This is a genomic window from Paenibacillus sp. FSL P2-0322, from assembly GCF_037975315.1.
GTDB lineage: Bacteria > Bacillota > Bacilli > Paenibacillales > Paenibacillaceae > Paenibacillus > Paenibacillus polymyxa_B.
In genome coordinates, this window is sequence record NZ_CP150243.1 from 188943 (window position 1) to 207702 (window position 18760).

At 48.5% G+C, this 18760-nt stretch carries 18 protein-coding genes and 2 tRNA genes; all 20 read left to right on the forward strand.

All coding sequences use genetic code 11. The annotated features are described in order from the left end of the window. The first annotated feature begins 3 nt into the window (after positions 1–3). The 20 genes from MKY24_RS00825 (at position 4) to trxB (ending at position 18503) form a co-directional block, all read left to right on the forward strand. A tRNA-Tyr gene (locus tag MKY24_RS00825) sits at positions 4–89 on the forward strand. Positions 90–96: 7 nt separating this feature from the next. Then, positions 97–169: transfer RNA gene (locus MKY24_RS00830), tRNA-Lys, on the forward strand. A 159-nt stretch (positions 170–328) separates the two neighbouring features. Beyond that, positions 329–1471: a helix-turn-helix domain-containing protein gene (locus MKY24_RS00835; RefSeq protein WP_028541866.1), complete on the forward strand. Its 1143-nt coding sequence runs from the start codon at positions 329–331 to the stop codon at positions 1469–1471. A 102-nt stretch (positions 1472–1573) separates the two neighbouring features. Continuing rightward, on the forward strand, positions 1574–2698 hold the full coding sequence (gene ugpC, locus MKY24_RS00840; protein ID WP_028541867.1) for a sn-glycerol-3-phosphate ABC transporter ATP-binding protein UgpC: 1125 nt from the start codon (positions 1574–1576) through the stop codon (positions 2696–2698). Positions 2699–3047: 349 nt separating this feature from the next. Continuing rightward, positions 3048–3986 carry an HPr(Ser) kinase/phosphatase gene (gene hprK / locus MKY24_RS00845; protein WP_013308232.1) on the forward strand — a complete coding sequence of 313 codons (939 nt, stop codon included), beginning with the start codon at positions 3048–3050 and terminating at the stop codon, positions 3984–3986. Positions 3987–4029: 43 nt separating this feature from the next. Beyond that, entirely contained in the window at positions 4030–5085 is a 1056-nt protein-coding gene (gene lgt / locus MKY24_RS00850) for a prolipoprotein diacylglyceryl transferase (RefSeq protein WP_023986466.1), read from the forward strand. After that, positions 5082–5735, forward strand: a complete 654-nt coding sequence (gene ppaX, locus MKY24_RS00855) for a pyrophosphatase PpaX (RefSeq protein ID WP_339201239.1) — start codon at positions 5082–5084, stop codon at positions 5733–5735. Before lgt ends, ppaX begins: the two co-directional genes overlap by 4 nt. After that, positions 5732–6229, forward strand: a complete 498-nt coding sequence (locus tag MKY24_RS00860) for an acyltransferase (RefSeq protein WP_028541869.1) — start codon at positions 5732–5734, stop codon at positions 6227–6229. Before ppaX ends, MKY24_RS00860 begins: the two co-directional genes overlap by 4 nt. Before the next feature lie 142 nt (positions 6230–6371). After that, complete coding sequence (locus tag MKY24_RS00865; RefSeq protein ID WP_075153540.1) at positions 6372–7514, forward strand: acyltransferase; 1143 nt, start codon at positions 6372–6374, stop codon at positions 7512–7514. 347 nt (positions 7515–7861) lie between these two features. Continuing rightward, positions 7862–9067, forward strand: coding sequence for an ATP phosphoribosyltransferase regulatory subunit (locus MKY24_RS00870; RefSeq protein WP_339201240.1), 1206 nt, complete (start codon positions 7862–7864; stop codon positions 9065–9067). After that, complete coding sequence (gene hisG / locus MKY24_RS00875; protein WP_023986475.1) at positions 9064–9708, forward strand: ATP phosphoribosyltransferase; 645 nt, start codon at positions 9064–9066, stop codon at positions 9706–9708. Before MKY24_RS00870 ends, hisG begins: the two co-directional genes overlap by 4 nt. A gap of 70 nt (positions 9709–9778) precedes the next feature. Next, a complete protein-coding gene (hisD, locus tag MKY24_RS00880) occupies positions 9779–11092 on the forward strand; it encodes a histidinol dehydrogenase (protein ID WP_264454304.1) in 1314 nt (437 codons plus the stop codon). Next, positions 11076–11684, forward strand: coding sequence for an imidazoleglycerol-phosphate dehydratase HisB (gene hisB, locus MKY24_RS00885; RefSeq protein WP_068938388.1), 609 nt, complete (start codon positions 11076–11078; stop codon positions 11682–11684). The genes hisD and hisB overlap by 17 nt, the downstream gene beginning before the upstream one ends. A 3-nt stretch (positions 11685–11687) precedes the next feature. Continuing rightward, a complete protein-coding gene (hisH, locus tag MKY24_RS00890) occupies positions 11688–12317 on the forward strand; it encodes an imidazole glycerol phosphate synthase subunit HisH (RefSeq protein WP_023986477.1) in 630 nt (209 codons plus the stop codon). A 95-nt stretch (positions 12318–12412) separates the two neighbouring features. After that, positions 12413–13144: a 1-(5-phosphoribosyl)-5-[(5-phosphoribosylamino)methylideneamino]imidazole-4-carboxamide isomerase gene (hisA, locus tag MKY24_RS00895; protein WP_264454303.1), complete on the forward strand. Its 732-nt coding sequence runs from the start codon at positions 12413–12415 to the stop codon at positions 13142–13144. A gap of 11 nt (positions 13145–13155) precedes the next feature. Next, positions 13156–13914 (forward strand): imidazole glycerol phosphate synthase subunit HisF, encoded by a 759-nt coding sequence (hisF, locus tag MKY24_RS00900; RefSeq protein WP_053324370.1) that lies wholly within the window; start codon positions 13156–13158, stop codon positions 13912–13914. Continuing rightward, the gene (gene hisIE, locus MKY24_RS00905; RefSeq protein ID WP_028541874.1) at positions 13911–14642 is read left to right on the forward strand and encodes a bifunctional phosphoribosyl-AMP cyclohydrolase/phosphoribosyl-ATP diphosphatase HisIE; all 732 of its coding nucleotides are present in this window, start codon (positions 13911–13913) and stop codon (positions 14640–14642) included. Before hisF ends, hisIE begins: the two co-directional genes overlap by 4 nt. A gap of 36 nt (positions 14643–14678) precedes the next feature. Then, positions 14679–15503 carry a histidinol-phosphatase HisJ gene (hisJ, locus tag MKY24_RS00910; protein WP_053324371.1) on the forward strand — a complete coding sequence of 275 codons (825 nt, stop codon included), beginning with the start codon at positions 14679–14681 and terminating at the stop codon, positions 15501–15503. 237 nt (positions 15504–15740) lie between these two features. Continuing rightward, the gene (locus MKY24_RS00915; RefSeq protein WP_053324372.1) at positions 15741–17510 is read left to right on the forward strand and encodes a tetratricopeptide repeat protein; all 1770 of its coding nucleotides are present in this window, start codon (positions 15741–15743) and stop codon (positions 17508–17510) included. 39 nt (positions 17511–17549) lie between these two features. Beyond that, positions 17550–18503, forward strand: a complete 954-nt coding sequence (trxB, locus tag MKY24_RS00920) for a thioredoxin-disulfide reductase (RefSeq protein WP_013308252.1) — start codon at positions 17550–17552, stop codon at positions 18501–18503. The last annotated feature ends 257 nt before the right edge of the window (positions 18504–18760 follow it).

The window sequence follows — 18760 nt, forward strand, 5'->3', positions numbered from 1 at the left end:
TATGGAGGATTAGCGAAGTGGCCAAACGCATCAGACTGTAAATCTGCTCCCTTACGGGTTCGGTGGTTCGAATCCATCATCCTCCACCAGTTTTACGAGCCATTAGCTCAGTTGGTAGAGCACCTGACTTTTAATCAGGGTGTCGAAGGTTCGAGTCCTTCATGGCTCATCAGAAGTCATCAACTATAGGTTGATGGCTTTTTTTGTATTGTTTTAAGTTATGTTTTTATATAGCTTTTTTATTTTACGGTATCGACAGGTTATAATGAGTTCATTATGTTCGCTCAGTGCTTATTCTATATTCTAAAAAAAGTGAAGTGGTGATCGCGTGACTCTGGATACAGAATGGATTCAGCAACAGCTTCAGAATATTATTCAAGCGCCTTTTACCATAGTGCCTTGGTGCCCGGAAGTGATGGCAGAGGGAGAGACAGCCGATTCAGTTATTCCGGATAGATCGTTTGTCCGTGACAACAAGTTATATTTTCCGTTTCGTGCGTCGGCAGGTGAACTGGCTGCCTTTGTGGTAGAGGCCAGATATTTGACGGATCGAGAACGGAAACTGGTAGAAGCGCTATTGGGGAACATGGAGCAGGTCTGGCAGAACGGTCCACAATTGTCGGACAACCCGATTTATAGCGAGGAAGAGCGGATGAATCGTTTTGGACAATGGCTCATACAGCAGGCTGCCAATTTAAACAGGGAAGAAGAGGTTCCTGATGAATTGCAGCTTCGTGATTCGCTATCAGCGTGTATGGTTCCGATTTTACTGAATGGCGAGGGAACACAGGAGGGGGCTATTACTTATACGCAGCTTCATCGATTGTTCGCGAGCTATTTTGGAGGGGATGTGTTACTTACTCCATTGGACGAACAGTCTTGGCTGATTATGGCTAAAAAGGAGCTTTTATTAGGAGCTGACGATGAACGGGATAAAGACACTGAGTCCAGGGATGCAGATTTTACGGAATCGCTGGAGGAGGTTCTTACGGCTTTTAGCTTGGGCCTATATGAGCTTATTGCGAATGAGTGGGTGGGTGTATTCCATTTGGCGGTTTCTAAGCCTTCGATCCCTTTGCAAAGTCTTCCCCAAGAGCTGAATTTGTTATGGGAGACGATACATCTGGGCAAGATTTTTCATGTAACAGAGCACATCCACTTTTCATGGGAGCTTCATTTAGAAAGGCTGTTAAACCGCATTCCCAAGGAACAACGCGTACTATTTTTAGAGCAGGTAATGAAATCATCTGTCATACTGGAAGACTCAGAAACGATGGCTACATTAGATATCTTTTTTCAATTGGATTGTAATGTGAGTGAGACAGCTAAGCGTCTGTATGTGCATCGAAATACGTTGATTTACCGTTTGGACAAGATCAAACAGGAGACCGGATTGGACGTGCGGACGTTTAATGATGCGGTTTTGGTCAAGCTCTATCTCCTATTGTACAAAGTGACAAAAAGGAAATAGCATCTTTGTGCAGTTTGCGAATAGCCACGCTACAAGGACTAGGGTAAGATACAAGTAAGAAATGTATTCGATTTCATAACTCGATCTTAGGAGGCAAAAGCTATGGCTGGTGTACGTTTAGAGCATATTTTCAAGCAATATCCGGGTGCAGATAAAGCTACGGTTGTTGATGTCAATTTGGACATTCGAGATAAAGAATTCCTCGTATTGGTTGGTCCCTCCGGTTGCGGGAAGTCTACTACACTTCGTATGATTGCTGGTCTGGAGGAAATTTCAGATGGTAAATTGTACATTGGGGATCGTGTTGTGAACGACGTGGCTCCAAAGGACCGCGATATCGCGATGGTATTCCAATCCTACGCCCTGTATCCGCACATGAGCGTGTACCAGAACATGGCGTTCGGTCTGAAACTGCGCAAAGTTAAGAAAGAAGAAATCGACAAGAAAGTACGCGAAGCTGCCAAAATACTCGATATCGAGCACTTGCTGGAACGTAAACCTAAGGCGCTGTCCGGTGGTCAACGCCAACGTGTCGCTCTGGGCCGTGCGATTGTCCGCGATCCTCAAGTCTTCCTGATGGATGAGCCGCTCTCCAACTTGGATGCTAAACTTCGTGGTCAAATGCGTGCTGAAATCACTAAACTGGTTAAACGCCTTGAAACCACTTGTATCTATGTAACACATGACCAAATTGAAGCCATGACGATGGGTGATCGGATTGTCGTTATGAAGGATGGTATCATTCAACAAGCTGCATCCCCGGATGAACTGTACAACCGTCCAGTGAATCTGTTCGTTGCTGGTTTTATCGGCTCTCCTACGATGAACTTTATCACAGGTCAGCTGGTTGAAAAAGAAGGTGCATTGCATTTTACTGCGCCGGGTCTGGATCTGTTCGTACCAGAAGGTAAAGGACAGATTTTAAAAGCGAAGGGCTATATCGGCAAAGATGTGATCTTGGGTATCCGTCCTGAGGATATTCATGAAGAGCCTGTATTCTTGGAGGCTTCTCCGAATACAATCTTTACATCCACTGTGGATGTAACAGAAAATCTCGGTCATGAAATGCTGTTGTACCTGAGCGGTGCCGGAAATGATACGATTATTGCCCGTGTAGACGGACGCTCCAATACTCGTGATGGTGTCAAAGCGAAGTTGGCTGTTGATATGAACAAGGTTCATATTTTTGATAAGGAATCGGAATTGAGTATTCTGGTTGGCGAATAAAATTTGCCTCTGGAAGAGAGTCGCAGTTTTCCCCAAGCGGAGAACTGCGACTCTTTTTGTATATCGCATACGGCTACTAGCTTCGGCATTGCATTCATTGGAAAATTCCGATACGATGGGTACAATGGTACAGGTCTAGATGCAGGCAAGGTTCGTTGGCAAGGGTCCTAGATGGGATCAATCCAGCTGTCGGAATAGAGTTAGCCTGGAACCATAGTGTTAAATCAAATGGAGTGTGGATTGATGCAGTGCAGCATAGACTGGCGTTGGGCTGTATGGTTAATAGGGTAAAGCTACATAAATCAAATGACGTATAGAATCCGGTGTTGCAGATGAAGGGGAGAATACAATGGCTAAACAGGTAAAGGTATCCGAGCTTGTACAGCAGTTTCAAATGGAAGTTATTTCTGGTGAAAAAGGTCTGCGAAGACTGATCACAGTGGATGATTTGAATCGCCCAGGTCTGGAGATGGCCGGGTATTTTGAATATCATACACAGGAGCGGGTACAGCTTCTGGGAAGGTCTGAGTTGGCTTTTCTGGGGATGCTTCCTCCTGAGGAGCGTCGGGATCGGATGGAGCGTCTGTGTACAGAGCTGACTCCATGCATTATTATCACACGTGGTCTGGAGGTACCGGCTGAGCTAGTGGAGGCGAGCGCAGAGCGAGATATTCCTGTACTGCGCACTAATATGGCGACGACGATTTTATCAAGCCGCATCACAGGCTTTCTCGAAAGAAAGCTGGCTCCTACGGCGACTATTCATGGTGTACTGTGTGACGTGTATGGCGTGGGAATGCTTATCACAGGAAGTAGCGGAATTGGTAAAAGTGAAACGGCACTGGAACTGGTTAAACGTGGACATCGCTTGGTAGCAGATGATGCGGTAGAAATTCGGCAAACGTCCGATTTTCAGCTGCATGGTACGGCACCTGAGCTGATCCGTCACCTCTTGGAAATTCGTGGCGTGGGCATTATTAATGTGATGACGCTGTTTGGTGCTGGCGCAGTTCGTAATAACAAGCGGATTACATTGGTTGTTCGTCTGGAGGCATGGCAGCAGGACAAGCAGTATGACCGTCTTGGTCTCGATGAGGAAACGACACGCATTATTGATACAGATGTTCCACTGGTTACAATCCCAGTTCGTCCGGGCCGAAACTTGGCTGTTATTATCGAGGTGGCGGCGATGAACTATCGTTTGAAACAAATGGGCGTTAATGCAGCCCTGCAATTTACAAACAAGCTGACTGCTACGATTTCTGAAGATATGGAAGAGATGGATTAAGGTTTGTTCGTTTGCAAGGAAGAACGAGGAGTGAGAGAAACATATGTCAACGGCAACATTACTGCTGAATCCGATCGCTTTTTCAATCGGGGCAATCAAGGTCCACTGGTATGGGCTTATTTTGGGGCTGGCGGCGCTTGTGGGTTTATATCTCGCCATCCGTGAAGGAAAAAGATTCGGTATTCCGCAGGACTTTTTTATGGATATGCTGCTTCTGGGTGTTCCATCAGCTATTATTGGAGCGCGTATTTATTATGTAGCCTTCAAATGGGAAGACTACCGAGATAATCTATGGGATGTTTTCAAAATTTGGAACGGCGGTATTGCGATATACGGTGCCTTGATCGGGGCCATTATATGTGCGGTCATTTATTTCCGGTATAAAGGGTATAACTTCTGGCGTATCGCTGATATTTGTGCACCAGGCCTACTGATCGGTCAAGCGATTGGACGCTGGGGTAATTTTGTCAATCAGGAAGCCTACGGTGGACCGACGGAAGAAACATTTTTGCGAAATCAGCTCCATCTGCCGGATTTCATTGTGAATCAGATGAACGTTAACGGGGTTTTCCATCACCCTACATTTTTATATGAATCACTGTGGAGTATTGTCGGTGTGATTTTGCTGCTCGTCATTCGTCGTATGAAATTTGTACGTGCAGGCGAAATGTTTGCGTTTTACTTCATTTGGTACTCGATTGGCCGCTTTTTCATCGAGCGTGTACGGACGGATAGTTTGGCTTTTCAGGGACCAGATTGGCTGGCTTCCTTTGTGAATGCTTTGTGGTCTCCTATGGTGTGGTTAGGGTTTGAACCAGGGCATCTGGACCCGAGTTACGGTAATGTACGGATCTCGCAATTGCTGCCTATTTTCATTGTGGTAGCCGCCGTGATTTTCATTTTGGTTCGTCGCCGGAAGGGCACATCTGTTGCTCGGTATAGCGATCCGATTATCTCCAGCAAAGCGGGGATTGATCAGGTACCTGACGTGACGCCAGAACAGGTATCCCGTCCAGGACAGGGCGCGGTTCCTCCAACAGCTACGACGGATAAGCTACCTAAGGAAGACACGGACGAGGACAAGAAGGAGCATCTATGATAAATACGATTTTGTTTGATTTAGACGGCACCATCATGGATACGAATGAGTTGATTATCAGCACATTTCTACACATTTTGAATCATCCGGATGCTGATCCGCTGACGCGGGAGCATATTATTCCTCATATGGGTGGAACGCTGGACGATCAACTCCGTACTTTTTCGGGATTAACGGATGTATCTGGGTTAGTTAAGGACTATCGTTCTTATAATCAGATTCATCATGATCAAATGGTGAAGCCATTTCCATATGTCATTGAGGTTATTCAGGAGTTGCGTGCGCGAGGAATTAAGCTGGGGGTTGTGACAACCAAAATACGACCATCCACGTTACGTGTACTTAACCTGTTCAATCTGACCTCCTCTATGGACTATATTGTGACGGTAGACGATGTGGAGCATCCAAAGCCACACGCTGAGCCAGTGCTCAAGGCATTGGCAGGTTTGAATGCTGAAGCAGAGCATACATTGATGGTCGGAGACAGTTCTTTTGATATTTTGTCAGCTCAGGCAGCAGGTGTGAAATCGGCTGGTGTAGCTTGGTCGCTCAAGGGTGAGGAAACTCTGCGCGGATATGGGCCAGACTACATGTTGCATGATATGCGGGATTTGCTGAAGCTGGAGCTTCAAGGTGTCAATGTATCGTGAGAAAGGTGAACCGCTATCCTGTAGAAGGTCCCAATGCGTTGTGGCAGATTTATCGGACGGTGAGCCGCTGGAAAGGCATTAAGAACTTTATTTTTATACAGATTGCCCGGTATTGTCCTGTGCTTTCTCTGAAAAACGTCATTTACCGCAGAATGCTGGGGATGAAGGTGGGGCAACATGCGGCCTTCGGCCTGATGGTGATGGTAGATGTTTTTTTTCCGGAGCATATTACGATAGGGAACAATTCGGTCATTGGATATAACACGACGATACTGGCTCACGAATACCTCATAGAGGAGTATCGTATCGGTAAAGTGGTGATTGGTGATCATGTGTTGATCGGCGCCAACACAACCATTTTGCCGGGTGTGACCATCGGTGACGGAGCTATCGTAGCGGCCGGAGCGGTCGTGCATAAAGACGTGCCCGCAGGTGCATTTGTGGGTGGCAATCCGTTACGTGATTTAAGACGCTCTGGTGTGAATGAGCAGTAAATAGCACAATAGAAAGGCCCCTTATGTATTAAGGGGTCTTTCTTGCATTGTTTTTCTGTATAATAAGTGGGGTAATGCATGTTAATTATGTTTAAAAATTGATAACAGACATATTTGCAAGGCGATATGGGAGCGTGTTGATTTGGTCAAAAAAGAACGTATACCAGAGCTTGATATTTACCGGGGAATATTAATTGCAGCCGTTGTTACCATTCATGCGACTTCAATGGCTTTAATTGATGCGCGTCATTCTCTATTGTTTTATCCTTTTTTATTTTTAAATGTGTTTAGTAGCTTTGCAGTGCCCGTATTTATTTTTGTGAGCGGGTTTGTTTTATTTTACAATTATGTTGATAGGCCGCTTCGTGGTAAGAATATGCTTATATTTTTCCGAAAAAGACTGATGTTTATTGTGTTACCGTACGTTTTGTTTTCTCTTGTGTATTATTTGACCTTGGTAACACGTGGGTTGATGCCGCTCAGTGATCTTCCGCTCGTGCTGTTAACGGGAAAGGCATACACGCATTTGTATTATGTCATCATCATCATCCAATTTTATTTGGTCTTTCCGCTGTTGCTGTGGGGAGTGCAGCGTTTATGCCATTCGATATCGAGTCCACGGAGAGCAGCCTTTGTCATTTTGATAGTAGGGTTAGTCATTCAATGGGGGTTTGTATTGCTGAACAAATACGTTTGGCAAGAGGAAAGAGGAAGTCTTGCGATTACGTATATCAGTTATTTTGCCTTGGGTGCAGCTGTAGCAATTGGATATGAAGGGTTTAAAAAGTGGCTTTTACCGGTGTCAGGTACGGCAATTAGTCGCAGTCAGTTGATCAGTTGGTGGGGCTTGTGGGTGGCTTGGCTACTCCTGGGTATAGCTTATGTGCAAATATGGTTTGTAGCATACCGCAAAGCCATCTATGCAGACTCGCTGATCTATGAACTGCTCCATAATGCATATGCCCTCGTCTCTGCGCTGGTGCTGTTTCAGTTCTCGGTCTTATTATATCGTCATACTAACGATAGGTTGCGAATGTTAATCAGTTGGCTGGGGGCATGCTCATTCGGCATTTATTTACTTCACCCAGCGTTATTGCGGGTGTATCGCAAGTTAGATTTCCAAGGAACGCCGGTAGAATATATCTTCTCTGTTGCGGGTGGATGGTTGTTGGCGCTGTTTGGCTCATGGCTGATTGTGACGTTGTGTTTTCGATATGTACCATTTGCATGGATCGGTTTGGGCACGGTTCCAAAGTTTCCTTCCCGGAGTAAAGAGAACAGATAAATAGCTAAATATTTTGATTTGGACTGTTAGCTTAAAGCTGGCAGTCTTTTTTTAGAGTACAGAATTTATAAGTTTTCAGTGGAGCTGAACAACTCTATATGCACAAAAATTACCGTAAGCGCGGTCTTGCTCCGGAGAATACGTTGATAGATGTTTTTCATATAGGATTCATGTATTTTGCATTGGATAAAATATAGAGAGGGGCAGCCACTTGGCGAATCCGTAAAAAAAAGGGCTGCGCTGTTCGGTTGACGTTCACAAGTAGGGCATGATAATATATCGAATATACTTTAGTTTGTTAGCACTTTACCATGATAAAGATATTGTGAAATCATGAGGTGATAGAGATGTCTAAGCCAAAAGGATTTGAGATCCCTGTAGGGGTTCGAGATTATCTTCCGCGTGCAGTGTCGAAGCTGCGGGCCATTGAACTGAATGTACTCGAATGCATGGAGCGTTGGGGTTACCGCCAGATTATGACGCCTACGATGGAATACTACGATACGGTGGGAGTGGCTAGTTCTACTTCCGATCGGAAGCTGTTTAAATTGCTCAATAACCGGGGAACCACGTTGGTGCTGCGATCGGATATGACCGCTCCGATTGCACGGGTGGTATCTTCGTTGCTAAAGGAAGAGGAAGTACCACTCCGACTTTCCTATCACGCAAATGTATTTCGGGCGATTGAGGAAGAAGCAGGAAGAGAAGCGGAGTTTTTTCAGACGGGTGTGGAGCTGGTGGGTGATGATTCGCCTGAGGCTGATGCAGAAGTTGTAGCATTGGCAATTGCATCATTACAGGCAGCAGGGGTGACCTCTTTTAAAATTGCCATGGGACATGTGGGATTCCTGAACGGCTTATTTGAGGAAATCATTCCCGGCCGTCAGGCTGAACAACATGCGCTAAAGGAACTGTTGCTCAGTCGTGATGTAGTGGGCTACCGAACAGCGATTGAAGCTTTGGGCTTGGCTCCCGAACATCGGGATAAGCTGGAAGCTATTCTTCGGTTGCGCGGTGGAAAAGAAATTTGTGACCAGGCTACCCGTCTTAGTGTGGAGCAGCAGACGATTCGATCCATTGCACATTTGTGCGAGGTGTGGGAAGTGCTGGAGGCTTACGGCGTATCTGAGCATGTGTTAATCGACCTTACCATGATCGGGGATTTCTCATATTATACAGGAATGACTTTTGAGGGCTATGCAGCGGAGATTGGGTTCCCGGTATGCAACGGAGGCCGCTATGACAATCTGCTTCAGCAGTTTGGTCGATCCGTACCTGCAACGGGATTTGCATTGAAGACGAACCGGATCGTCGATGGTGTGGATGGTATCCAAATGGAGACGAAGCTTCCTGTACTTATCCGTTATGACGCACAGGGACGCCAAGAGGCGTTATCCGCAGCGGCACAGCTACGCGCAATAGGCCTTACTGTAGTGACAGGGCTCACGGGCGGAACGGAAGATCGACGTCGTGAACAGCATGGCCTGTACGCAGAGGTATACAGCTATACAGCCGAAGGAAGACAGCCAGTACAAAGGAGAGAATTGCCATGACGGAAACGTTGAAGGTAGCCATGCCAAAGGGACGGATTTATAAGCAGGCTTCCGAGCTGTTTCGCCAGGCTGGGGTTCCGATTCCACTGGATGTGGACGAAACGCGTAAACTGGTCATTCCACTGCCTGAGCTAGGCATGGAATTTATTATGGCGAAGCCCGTCGATGTTCCTACGTATGTGGAGTATGGGGCGGCGGACATCGGCATTGTGGGCAAGGATGTTTTGCTGGAAGAAAACAAGGATGTGTATGAACTGCTGGATCTCGGAATTGCCCGTTGTCGGATGTCGGTGATTGCTTTACCAGATTGGCAGCCAGGTATTCGTCAGCGGGTCGCTACAAAATATCCGAACGTGGCTTCCCAGTATTTTCGGGAGCAAGGTCAGCAGGTGGAGGTTATTAAGCTGAATGGCTCCATTGAACTGGCGCCGTTAATTGGTCTGGCAGACCGCATTGTTGATATGGTGGAAACGGGGCAAACCTTGCGGGAGAACGGATTAGTCGAGCAGATCAGCATACTGGATATTACCAGTCGTCTGATTGCCAATCGGGTCAGCTACCGGATGAAAAACGGCCCGATTCAGGCGTTGTGTGACCGATTGCATCAGGTGATTCCAAATGCGGTGGCACCCCGTGAATAAATGAACTAAAGGAATAAGCCAATAGTTAAAAGGGCATTCTGCAAGCTTGCAAGTAAGGGGGAATGGACAAATGAAGATCGTATCAGCCCGTGATTTCAGCCTCCAACGGGAGGTGGATTACGGCACACCTGAGCAAAATGAGGCTGTGCGTACCATTATTCATTCGGTACGCCAAGAGGGGGATGAGGCTGTCCTGCGGTATACGCAATCGTTTGATGGTGTATCGCTGGTAGCAGAGCAACTTCGTGTGACGGAGGAAGAATTGAAGGCGGCATATGACAAGGTAGAGCCTTCTTTTTTACAGGCGATTCGAGAGGCGGCGGATAATATCCGTGCTTTTCACATGAAGCAAAAACGTAATTCGTGGATGGATTTACAGCCGGATGGTAGCTTGCTCGGCCAAATTATCCGACCGTTGAAACGTGTAGGCGTGTATGTTCCGGGCGGTAAAGCAGCCTATCCATCCTCGGTGCTGATGAATGTCATTCCCGCTCAGGTAGCTGGTGTACCGGAGATTGTCATGGTGACACCCCCGGCGACAGGCGGCAAGGCAGGGATAGATCCATATACACTGGTAGCTGCGGCAGAGGCTGGTGTAACGGAAATATATAGGGTTGGCGGAGCGCAGGCGATTGCCTCTCTCGCTTACGGAACACATAGCATTGAACCAGTCGATAAAATTTGCGGTCCCGGCAACATTTATGTAGCGCTAGCGAAGCGAGAGGTGTACGGCGCGGTGGATATCGACAGTATAGCGGGACCAAGTGAAATTGTCGTGTTGGCTGACGACACGGCGAATGCCTCTTATGTAGCGGCCGACCTGCTTTCACAGGCGGAACATGATGAAATGGCCTCAGCCATACTGGTTACGCCCTCGCAACGCTTGGCCAAAGAAGTATCAGCTGAAGTACAGCGCCAATTGGCAGAGCTGCCGCGTAGAGATATTGCTGCTGCATCTGTGGAGGCATACGGGGCTATCATTGTCGTCGACACTTTGGAAGAGGGTATCCATATTGTAAACCAACTGGCGCCAGAACATTTGGAAATTATGACAGAGCAGCCGATGGAGCATGTGGGTCTGATCGAAAACGCGGGAGCTATTTTCCTGGGAGCGTACAGCTCGGAGCCGGTAGGCGATTATTTTGCTGGACCTAACCACATTATCCCGACGAATGGAACGGCGCGGTTTTCTTCGCCAGTGGATATTGATGATTTTATCAAGAAGTCGAGTATGATCTATTACAGCAAGGAAGCACTGCTGCGCAATGGAGAGACGATTATGCAGCTTGCCCGCCATGAAGGACTGGAAGGTCACGCACGGGCGATACAAGTTCGATTGGACAATGAAAAGAAGGCGGTGGATGGCGATGGGGAACGAAAATAACGTAACAGGACGTACAGGCAGCGTCAGCCGAAAGACGAACGAAACGGATATTCAGCTATCTTTTGCAGTAGACGGCACAGGGCAAGCTGAGATTGAAACGGATGTTCCTTTTCTGAATCACATGCTGGATTTGTTCACCAAGCACGGACAATTTGATCTTAATGTACAGGCCAGAGGGGATGTTGATATCGACGATCATCATACCGTGGAGGACATTGGTATTTGTTTGGGGCAAACCTTGCTGAAAGCGTTGGGTGATAAAAAAGGAATTAAGCGCTATGCCAGCGTCTTTGTACCGATGGATGAGGCGCTCGCGCAAGTTGTCATTGATCTGAGTAACCGACCCCATTTTGAGTATCGTGCGGAGTATCCATCACAGCAGGTAGGGAGCTTTTCGACAGAGCTGGTGCATGAATTTCTGTGGAAATTTGCGTTGGAGGCTCGCATGACGCTACACGTCATCGTTCACTACGGGCAAAATACCCACCATATGATTGAGGCGGTGTTCAAAGCACTGGGACGTGCACTGGATGAAGCGACCTCCATTGATCCGCGAGTGACGGGAGTGCCTTCAACGAAGGGAGTGCTGTAGTCCATGTCCATTGCCATTGTGGATTACGGCAGAGGCAATCTGCATAGTGTGAGCAAGGCGGTTGAGCGTCTTGGCTATGAGGCTGTAGTAACGGGAGATGCCCAAGTGATTCGTTCCTCCAGCGGTGTGATTTTGCCGGGTGTAGGGGCATTCGGGGACGCTATGGAGCATTTGCGTTCCAGCGGATTGGATCGGGTGATTCAGGAGGTTGCAAGCGCTGGACAACCGCTGCTCGGTGTTTGTCTAGGAATGCAACTGTTATTCACTCGTGGTGAAGAATACGGCAGTCACGAAGGGCTTAATATTTTACCAGGCGAGGTTATTCGGTTTGCTCCTGATCTGGGGGTTAAAGTGCCGCATATGGGCTGGAATCGTCTGCGTATGACTCAGCCGGATCACCCGTTGCTACAGGGCTTGGAGGAAGGACATGTGTATTTTGTGCATTCCTATCATGCGAAGCCGGAGGTCGAAAGTGACCTGCTGGCGGTGACCGACTACGGTGGGCCCGTAACGGCTATCGTGGGCAGAGGCCATGTATATGGCATGCAGTTCCACCCAGAGAAAAGCGGGGAAATGGGGATGCAACTGCTTCGTCAGTTTTTGGAACTAGCGGAAGCGGAAAAGCGAGCGTAACGATTCGTGAGTTTGCAGTTGGAGGTACGCCAACTTTGGTCGTTAATTGATGTAAAGGCATATAGATGTTGAATAGCTCACAAGGGGGTCATACTTTGTTCACGATATACCCGGCGATTGATATTCGCGATGGCAAATGTGTACGACTGGTACAAGGAGATTATAGCCAGGAGACGATATACAACGAAAACCCGGTGGAGGTTGCCCAAGAATGGGAGCGTTTGGGCGGCTCCTACATTCATTTGGTTGATTTGGACGGTGCTAAAGCAGGTCAACCGGTGAACGATGAGCTCATTGGGCGCATCGCTTCTGCGGTGCAAGTGCCTGTACAAGTGGGTGGCGGCCTGCGTACACGTGAACATGTGGAGCGGCTGTTGTCGCTGGGCGTGAGCCGTGTGATCTTGGGGACGGCAGCGATTGAGGATCGTGCTTTTACGGAAGCGGTATTGGGTACCTACGGTGATCGGATCGCCATTGGTCTGGATGCACGGAATGGCTATGTGGCCACGCGTGGATGGCTTGAAACCTCGGAGGTTCGAGCGGACGAATTGGCTGCTGAGTTGGCCTCCAAGGGAGCTGAAACGTTCATTTTCACAGACATTTCCCGCGACGGAATGATGCAAGGCCCGAATGTTGAGGCTATCGTAGCCCTTGCGAAAAGCAGTGGACGAACCGTGATCGCTTCCGGCGGTGTCAGCAAGATGGACGATCTAATCACGCTGAGCACCTATGCGAAAGAGGGTGTGGGCGGTGCTATTGTGGGTAAGGCATTGTATACAGGCAGCATTGATTTACAGGTCGCCGTACAAGCTGTAGCAAAGGCATAGGGGGAGTAGGCATGCTGGCTAAACGTATTATTCCCTGCTTGGATGTAAAGGATGGCAGGGTGGTTAAGGGCGTTAATTTTGTGAACTTACGCGATGCAGGCGATCCGGTGGAATTGGCGGCGCTTTATGACCGGGAAGGGGCAGACGAAATCGTATTTCTGGATATTTCTGCTTCAGTTGAAGGGCGTGCCACCATGGAAGAAGTAGTTCGTCAGACAGCCGGGGAAATTGCCATTCCTTTCACCGTAGGTGGCGGGATATCTCATGTCGATGATATGAAACGCATTTTGCGTGCCGGAGCTGATAAAATCGGCGTAAATACGGCAGCTGTCCGTAACCCTCAGCTGATTGCGGAGGGTGCGCGCAGCTTTGGCTCACAATGTATCGTTGTTGCCATTGATGCCAAGTACAACAAGGCGTGGGACGAGTGGGAAGTGTATACGCACGGAGGCCGCACGCCATCTGGTATCCGCGCCTTGGCCTGGGCCAAGGAAGCTGAGCAGTTGGGAGCCGGTGAGATTCTGCTGACCAGCATGAATGCGGACGGAACCAAGGACGGCTTTGACCTGCCACTGACTTCCGCGGTGTCGGATACCGTCGGGATTCCAGTTATCGCTTCTGGCGGAGCAGGCAAACAGGAGCATTTCTATGACGTGTTTACGGCGGGCAAAGCGGATGCTGGATTAGCAGCAACGATTTTTCACTATAAAGAAATAGGAATCCCTGAGCTAAAACGGGATTTGAAGCGCAGAGGAGTGGAGATACGATGAGCAACGAATTGAACCAACAGCTATCTCTGGAGCAGATATTGGATAATGTCCGCTGGAATGAGGCAGGTCTTGTCTCGGCGATTGTGCAGGATGATGCTACGCTTCAGGTGCTGACGCTGGCCTATATGAACCGCGAGTCGCTGAAACTATCTTTGGAGTCGGGAGAGACCTGGTTCTGGTCTCGTTCCAGACAGGAGCTGTGGCATAAGGGGGCTACTTCGGGGAATACGCAAAAAATCACCTCCATCCAGCTGGATTGTGACGGTGATGCCCTGTTGGTACGTGTCATTCCGAGTGGTCCTGCCTGTCATACAGGAGCAACGAGCTGCTTTTTTCGTGATATTTCCGCGCCAGGAACGGCTGTAGCACCTGTTGCAGGAAATGCAGGAGACCACACGCTGGTAAATGATGTTTCCAATGCTTCAGCAGACCGCTTTGAGGTGCTTGCCCAGCTGGAGGCGATTATTAAGGAGCGCGAAGAGACACGTCCTGAAGGGGCCTATACGACTTATCTTTTTGATAAAGGTGTAGACAAAATCTTGAAAAAGGTTGGCGAGGAAGCATCCGAGACAATCATTGCCGCCAAAAATAAAGATAATGACGAACTGCGCCTGGAGGTCAGCGATTTGATTTATCACCTGCTGGTGCTGTTGCAGGAGCGCAAGCTACCGCTCGATGACGTGCTGGCTGAGCTGAATCGCCGTCATGAACGTCCTCGTCGTGATTAGTACGGTTTGTTGTAGTGTTGAAAGGGGGAGGGTCGCATGAAAATCGACTATCATACGCATCACGCCCGCTGCGGGCATGCCATAGGGAGTCTGGAAGAGTATGTACAGCAGGGAATTCGGCTGGGTCTGGATCAGCTCGGCTTGTCCGATCACATGCCACTACTGCATGTAAAACCGGCTGACTATTATCCGGAAATGGCGATGCCTATGGAGGAGCTTCCCCGATACGTGGAAGAATGTTTGGAACTGAAGGAACGTTTTAAAGGGCAAATTGATATTCGTGTTGGCTTGGAAGGCGACTACATCGAGGGCTGGGAACGAGAAATCGAGGACATCATCACCGCGTATCCCTGGGATTATGTGATTGGTTCCGTCCACTTTCTCGGTGAATGGGATGTCACGGACTTCCGTCAGGTACACCATTGGGAAGGCAAAAATGTGCTTGAGGTGTACCGCACGTATTATGATGCAGTTTCCAAGGCGGCAGCTACCGGTTTGTATGACATCATGGGTCATCTGGATGTCATTAAGCGCTTCGGCTATCATCCGAAGTCGGAGGAAATGGAGGAGCTGCGTGAACTGGAGCGCTCCGCACTCTCAGTTGTTGCCCGTAGCGGTCGGGTGATGGAACTGAATGCATCAGGGCTTTCGAAGCCCTGTGCCGAGATGTTCCCGAGCCGCCGCATGCTGGAAGAAGCTTTTTCGCTAGGCATCCCGCTGACCGTAGGATCGGATGCTCATGATCCGGCGAAGCTGTCCGAGCACTTGGAGAAGGCACGCGCGCTTCTATATGAAGTCGGTTATCGCGAGCTTGCCGTATTTCAGCATCGCGAGCGCTCGCTGGTGCCGCTGACGCTTTAATTATTACGTTTATTGGGTCTAAGTATCATATCCAGTGGCTAGCCGAACGCTCCCTATTTATACAGGGAAAAAGCGCTCGGCTATTTAGCGTATTCTTGTATATATATCTATCGGTATACGAGCATGTATCCGTTTTTTGGAATGAGGTAGGATCGACTGTCAAGTCGTTTTGAAGTTGTGGTATACTGAAGGGTATGAACATGCCAGTTACTTTTAAAGGAGGTGCCTTGGTTATTTATGAAAGGGAAACATCTGCGAGTATCGGAACCTAGCCCTAAAATTATTGCTTTGCGTTTCGACGCATCTTTCTTTTTTGAGAAAGCTGTGCGCTCGCTTGATCGCAATCATTATGACAAGGCATTGAAATATTTTCGCAAAGCCGTTGAATATGAACCGGATAATCCGGTGAATCATTGCAATATGGCGGGTATATTATCAGAGATGGGGGATTATGCAGGTTCGAATGAGATCCTGTCCTCTGTTCTGAGTGACGTAGACTCGTCGATGACAGAGTGTTATTTCTATATGGCGAATAATTACGCTAATATGGAGCAGTTTGAAGAAGCGGAGAAAGCATTGGTCACGTACCTGGAGGAGGACGAAGAAGGCCAGTTTCTTGATGAAGCGGAGGAAATGATGGAGCTGCTCTATTATGAGCTGGACCGTCCAACGAAGCTGAACCGCATTAAGGCCCGGCAGGGAGTAGTAGAGCATGATCAGGCTCGTGTCCTGCTGGAGGAGGGGAAATTTGCTCAGGCAGCCCAGTTGCTCAAGCAAATTTCAGAGGAACAACCGGATATGTTCGCTGCGCGGAATAATCTGGCGCTGGCGTATTACTACATGGGATTGTTCCAAAATGCTAAGGCTACCATTATTCAAGTGCTGGAAGATGAGCCGGGTAATTTACACGCATTGTGCAACTTGGCGATCTTTTATCAGCACGAGGGCGGCGGCCCGGAATTGGATCGTCTGGTGCAGACTTTGGCGGTTACTATACCGTTTCAGGAGGAGCAGGTATTCAAGCTGGCGACCACTATGGGGATTCTCGGACGCCATGAGGAGGCCTACAGACATTTCCGCAGGTTGCTTCATGGCGATGGAGAGAACAATGCGGACGCTTCTTTGTACCATTACACGGCGGTAGCTGCCAGCAATACGGGAAGATATGCGGAAGCTCGGCGGTTGTGGAGTCATTTGCAAAAGCAGGATGCTTCCTCGGAAGTTCCGCGGTTTTTCCTGTCCCGATTGGAGGAACTCCAGCAGGAGGGTACACCGCTGCAAGTGCTCAGCTATCATTATCATCTCCCGTTTGAGGAGCAATTCCGCATGTGGGAGAAGTTTGGTGCTGACCAGGTGCCTGACAGTATGAAGAAGGACCCGCTAATCCGGTCATCCTTCTTCTGGGCCTTGCGCCACGGGGACCGGGCGACTCAGCTTCAGGTCATTCAGGCGTTAAGCCTAATCGGTGATGATGAGGTGCGTCAGGCACTGGAGTCCTTCGTAGAAGACCCGGACCAGGAGGATGAACTGAAACGCCGTGCCTTGCAAGTATTGCAAGAGCTGGCGGAGCAGGGTGAGCAGAAAACGTACCCGGAAACGGAACATTCTGATCAGTTGGAGGTTGAGAACGATCCGCATACAATTGAAGGTGATGTATCTGCTTCCCCGGTCGATCCACAATGGCAGGCAGTGCTGGATAAGGTACTGACCGTCATGAGCAAGCCATCAGATCCGGCCATGCAGCACGATTTGAGATCGCTTTGGCTGGAGTATTTGGATCGGCTTGCCCCGGAAGTTCCGATGGTTCAGCATACTGAGGGATGGGCAGCGGCGCTGGAATATTTGACAGCTAAAATGCATCATCATTCAGTCACCTATCAGGAAGTAGCCGATCGTTATGGTATTTCCGTATCGACCGTAAGCCGCTATGCACGCCAGATTGACAGCGTGTGTGGTATCAAACAGAAGTTGAAGCAACCGCTCTCCACGTTTAAAAAGCAGGTCTGAGACCTGCTCCAAACATCACTTAAAGGAGGCAACAAACGTATGTATAAATCCATAATTATTGGTACAGGTCCTGCAGGCTACACAGCCGCTATTTATTTGGCACGCGCTAACATGAATCCGCTGATCATTGAAGGGATGCAGCCCGGTGGGCAGCTTACTACAACGACCGAAATTGAAAATTTCCCGGGTTTTGAGCAAGGTATCCTCGGGCCTGAACTGATGGATAATATGCGCAAGCAGGCTGAACGTTTTGGCGCTGAATTTACTTCCGGATGGGTAGAGGAAGTAGATTTCAGCAAACGCCCTTTTAAAGTGAAGGTAGAGGGTAAAGGTATCATTGAGGCGGAGTCGGTCATTATTGCTACAGGTGCGTCCGCCAAATATCTAGGCATTCCGGGTGAGCAGGACAATGTAGGTCGCGGAGTCAGCACGTGCGCAACTTGCGATGGATTCTTTTTCCGCGGGAAAAAGATTGTCGTGGTTGGCGGTGGCGATTCAGCCATGGAGGAAGCGAGCTTCTTGACCCGTTTTGCTTCCAGTGTAACCTTGGTCCATCGTCGCGATGAGTTGCGGGCATCCAAAATTATGCAAGATCGTGCGCGTGAGAACGAAAAAGTACATTGGGCATTAAACCGGACTCCTCTGGAAGTTGTGACGGGAGAAGCTGGCTTAAAAGGTTTGAAGGTACACAATAATGAGACCAATCAGGATGAGCTGATTGAGGTAGATGGCGTGTTCGTAGCCATCGGGCATACACCGAACACAGGTTTCCTGAACGGACAAATTCATACCGATGAACACGGCTATATTGTAGTAAAGCCAGGCACAACGGAAACGAACATCCCCGGAGTTTTTGCCTGTGGGGACGTACAGGATAACCGTTACCGTCAAGCTATTACGGCTGCGGGAACGGGCTGTATGGCGGCTATGGACTGCGAGAAGTATCTCGAAGGCAGTGCTGTTCACGACTGGAGCGAAACACTGGATCAATAAAAGCGTGTCTATGGTATACAAAAAGGCTAACGGGAGAGCGAAGGAAACCTCTGTTATGCCGCATCTTTTGTTCAGGAAGAGAAAGCCTGCTGCGTTTGCACAGGCTTTCTCCTTTTTATGATTATAGAATTTATAAGTTTTCAGCGGAGCTGAACAATCTATAATCGCAAGAAAAATTTCCGTTAAGCGTGGTCTGGCTTCCTTGAAAGTACGTCAATAGACGTTTTTCTTATGGGTGCATGAGGTTAAAAATTCCG